Origin of the sequence: Streptomyces sp. NPDC001904 (assembly GCF_040297005.1) — a bacterium.
In the GTDB taxonomy this organism is placed as follows: domain Bacteria; phylum Actinomycetota; class Actinomycetes; order Streptomycetales; family Streptomycetaceae; genus Streptomyces.
The window spans coordinates 1-3,598 of sequence record NZ_JBEOYI010000065.1 but is presented as its reverse complement, the minus strand read 5'-3'; the positions used below and the strand labels follow the sequence as shown (position 1 = coordinate 3,598).

The 3,598-nt window shown below is 72.4% G+C and carries 3 protein-coding genes; all 3 read right to left on the bottom strand.

Going from position 1 to position 3,598, the window contains the following annotated elements:
• On the bottom strand, positions 1 to 918 hold a 918-nt coding region (locus ABT127_RS39240; RefSeq protein ID WP_502971859.1), incomplete at its 3' end, for a GlgB N-terminal domain-containing protein.
• A gap of 143 nt (positions 919 to 1,061) precedes the next feature.
• The gene (locus tag ABT127_RS39235; RefSeq protein ID WP_351461372.1) at positions 1,062 to 2,471 is read right to left on the bottom strand and encodes a maltokinase N-terminal cap-like domain-containing protein; all 1,410 of its coding nucleotides are present in this window, start codon (positions 2,469 to 2,471) and stop codon (positions 1,062 to 1,064) included.
• Positions 2,472 to 2,932: 461 nt separating this feature from the next.
• Positions 2,933 to 3,598 (bottom strand): alpha-glucosidase C-terminal domain-containing protein (locus ABT127_RS39230; protein ID WP_351461369.1); only part of this gene is annotated, 666 nt, incomplete at its 5' end.

Genomic DNA, 3,598 nt, shown 5'->3' with positions numbered 1-3,598 from the left:
GAACCCGGTGACCTGATAGCCCCACGAGCCCCCGAACGGATGCTCGGCCACCGGCAACAGCTCCACATGCGTGAACCCCAGATCCCGCACATACGACGGCAACTGCTCCGCCAGCTGACGGTAGGTCAGACCGGGTCGCCAGGATGCCAGATGGATCTCGTACACCGAGAACGGCGCCTCGTGCACCGGCCGCTCGGCACGCCGCGCCAGCCACTCCCCGTCCCGCCACTCATGACGCGAGGCGTGCACGATGGAGGAGTTGGCCGGGGGGACCTCGGTGCGGGTGGCGAGCGGGTCGGCGCGCATCGTCTTGCTGCCGTCGGGACGGGTGATCTCGAACTTGTACAGCTCGCCCTCCCCGATCCCGGGCACGAACAGCTCCCAGATGCCGGACGAACCGAGGGACCGCATGCTGTGGGCCGCGCCGTCCCAGTAGTTGAAGCCGCCGACGACCTGGATCCCGCGGGCGTTCGGCGCCCAGACCGTGAAGCGGGTGCCCTCGATGCCCTGGTGGGTCATGGGGCGGGCGCCGAGCGCGGTCCACAGCTGCTCGTGGCGGCCCTCGCCGATGAGGTGGAGGTCGAGTTCGCCGAGGGCGGGCAGCAGGGCGTAGGCGTCCGCGACCGTCTGGGTGGTGTCGGCGTACGTGATCTCCAGGTCGTACGCCGACGGGACCTCGTCGAGTCGCAGCAGGCCCGAGAAGAACCCGTCGCCGTCGTCGTGGAGTTCGGTGCGCGAGCCCTGCGGGACACGGACGGCGACCTGCCGGGCGTAGGGGCGCCAGACGCGGAACGCGACGCCGTCGGGGGCCGGGTGGGCGCCGAGCACTCCGTGGGGGTTGTGGTGGGTCGCGGCGAGCAGCCGGGAGCGGTCGTCCTCCGGGACGGGGGCCGGGGTCGTGGTGGGACGGGGGGTCACGGGGTGCGCCTCCTTGAGGGGCTTCGCGTGTGCCGGGCGGGGGTGCGGTGGCGATGGCGGGTGCGGGGTCGGTGGGGTTCTCGCGCAGTTCCCCGCGCCTCTTTCGGGGCTTCGGTGGGTGGGTTGCGTGGTTCCCCGTGTCCCTATCGGGGGGTCTCTTCTGCCAGGCGGGCGAGGGCGGCCAGCGGGACCGGGAGCCAGTCCGGGCGGTGGCGGGCCTCGTACAGGGCTTCGTAGACCGCCTTGTCCGTCTCGTAGGCGCGCAGCAGGACCGGGTCGGTGCGCGGATCGCTGCCGGTCACCTCCGCGTATCCGGCGCAGTACGCGGCACGGCAGGAGTCCGCCCACGCCGCGTTCCACGGGCGGGCGCTGCGGGCCGCGTAGTCGAAGGAGCGGAGCATGCCGGCGATGTCGCGGTGCGGGGGGTGCGGCAGCCGGCGCTCGGCGAGGGGGCGGGACGGTTCGCCCTCGAAGTCGATGAGCCGCCAGGTGCCGTCCGGCTCGCGCAGGCACTGGCCCAGGTGCAGGTCGCCGTGGACGCGCTGGGCCTGCCGGGTGCGGCCGTCGGCGGCGAGGTCGTGCAGCGCCGCGAAGGCGGAGCGCAGCGCGGGGACGTACGGGAGCAGTGCCGGTACCTGCTGGGCCGTCGTCTCCAGTCGGCGGGTCATCGTCTCGGCGAGCTGTTCCGTCTGCGCGCGGCTGTACGTGACCGTGGGGAGCGCCCGCGCGAGCGCCGTGTGGACCTCCGCCGTGGCGCGGCCCAACTGCCGAGCCTCCTCGGTGAAGTCCTGTTCGTTGGTGAGGTGTTTCAGGGCCAGGTCCCAGCCGTCGGCCGCGCCGTCGAGGAACGGCTGGAGGACGCCGAGGGTCGTGGTCTCCTCCGTGTCGCCGGTCCGCGTCTCAAACCAGGCCACCGGCGCGGGCACCCGGTCGCATCCCTCACGGGCCAGCGCGAGGGGAAGTTCGAGGTCGGGGTTTGTGCCCGCGACGACCCTCCGGAAGAACTTGGCGATCAGCCGGTCCCCGTACACGACCGAGGAGTTGGACTGCTCCGCCTGCAGGGGGCGGGGGACGAGGCCGCGCGGGACCTCCCCGTGCGGGCCGCGATGGAAGCTGAGCGCCCCGAGGGCGCCGGGTATCCGGAGCCGTTCCAGCAGCACGGACGCCTGGCGGGGATCCTGGAGGGCCTCGTAGGCGGTGCGGCCGGCCAGCGGTCCGCGGGTGATCGCGCCGATCGCCGCGGGGGCGAGGTGCCGGGGCAGCAACTCGGCCGTGCCGATGAGGAGTTGGTAGCGGTCTCCGGGGCCGTCGTCGTCGGCGGGCGGCTGGTGCGTGCGCACCAGCAGGTGCAGCAGGGCGGAGTCCGGCAGCAGCGGGGTGGCGGAGTCGAGGGTGAAGCCGGTGACGGGCCGGCCCTTGCCCGCGAACCAGCGCTGGCGTGGCAGCCATTCGCGCAGGAGTGGCTCCAGGGACAGGAGGAGGCCGGAGGGGTCGTCCGCCGCGACGGCGGTGGGATGGGCGGGAGCGGCGGGGCGGCCTGCGGCTTCCGACATGGTCGCGTCCTTTCCCCGGGCCGGGAACGCTCGACGACGGTGTGCGCGGTCCCGGGTGCCGAGATGCTGTCCTGAGCTGGTCCAGAGGGGGACGTGCCGAGCGTGCGTGAACGGTTGCGTGCGCGATCCGCGGCGCGGGCCGGGACGGTGCGCGGCGGCGTATGTCCCGCACGGTATTGGTGGAGAGTGCCCCGGGGGAGGGGACGGAAACCGGGATTGGCGGGTTCTTGGACATTCCCGGTGACGCGAGGGCGGCGAGTCTTCACGGGTCACCGGCGCGGACGGACGGCCCCGTACACCGCGTGCCTCCGGGCGCCGAACACCTCGGCGGCGGCCCGCACCACCCAGCACCTCGTCCTGTTGTGGGCCGTGGCGGGCGCGCCGGTCCGTTGACGAGATGCTGGGCACTCCGGCGTCGGCGGTGCACGAACCGCACCGCCGCGCCGCTCAGGAGGACGGTGTCAGACCCCGTCCTTCCGCAACCTGAACCAGTAGAACCCGTGGCCCGCCAGTGTCAGCAGGTAGGGCAGTTCGCCGATCGCGGGGAAACGGACCCCGCCGATCAGTTCGACGGGGTGGCGGCCGCTGAAGGCCTGGAGATCGAGCTCGGTGGGCTGGGCGAAGCGGGAGAAGTTGTGCACACACAGGACCAGGTCGTCCTGGTACTCCCGCAGGAACGCGATGACGGCCGGGTTCGACGACGGCAGCTCCGTGTACGAGCCCAGGCCGAAGGCCGGGTTCTGCTTGCGGATCTCGATCATCCGCCGCGTCCAGTGCAGCAGCGACGACGGCGACGACATCGACGCCTCGACATTGGTCACCTGGTAGCCGTAGACCGGGTCCATGATCGTGGGCAGGAACAGACGCCCCGGATCACTGGAGGAGAACCCGGCATTGCGGTCCGGGGTCCACTGCATCGGGGTGCGCACCGCGTCCCGGTCGCCCAGCCAGATGTTGTCGCCCATGCCGATCTCGTCGCCGTAGTACAGGATCGGGCTGCCGGGCAGCGACAGCAGCAGCGCGGTGAACAGTTCGATCTGGTTGCGGTCGTTGTCCAGCAGCGGCGCCAGACGGCGGCGGATGCCGATGTTGGCCCGCATCCGCGGGTCCTTGGCATACTCCGCGTA

Coding starts and splice junctions, on each gene's coding strand:
- ABT127_RS39235 (WP_351461372.1), bottom strand. CDS start 2,471: ATGTCGGAAGCCGCAGGCCGCCCCGCCGCTCCCGCCCATCCCACCGCC.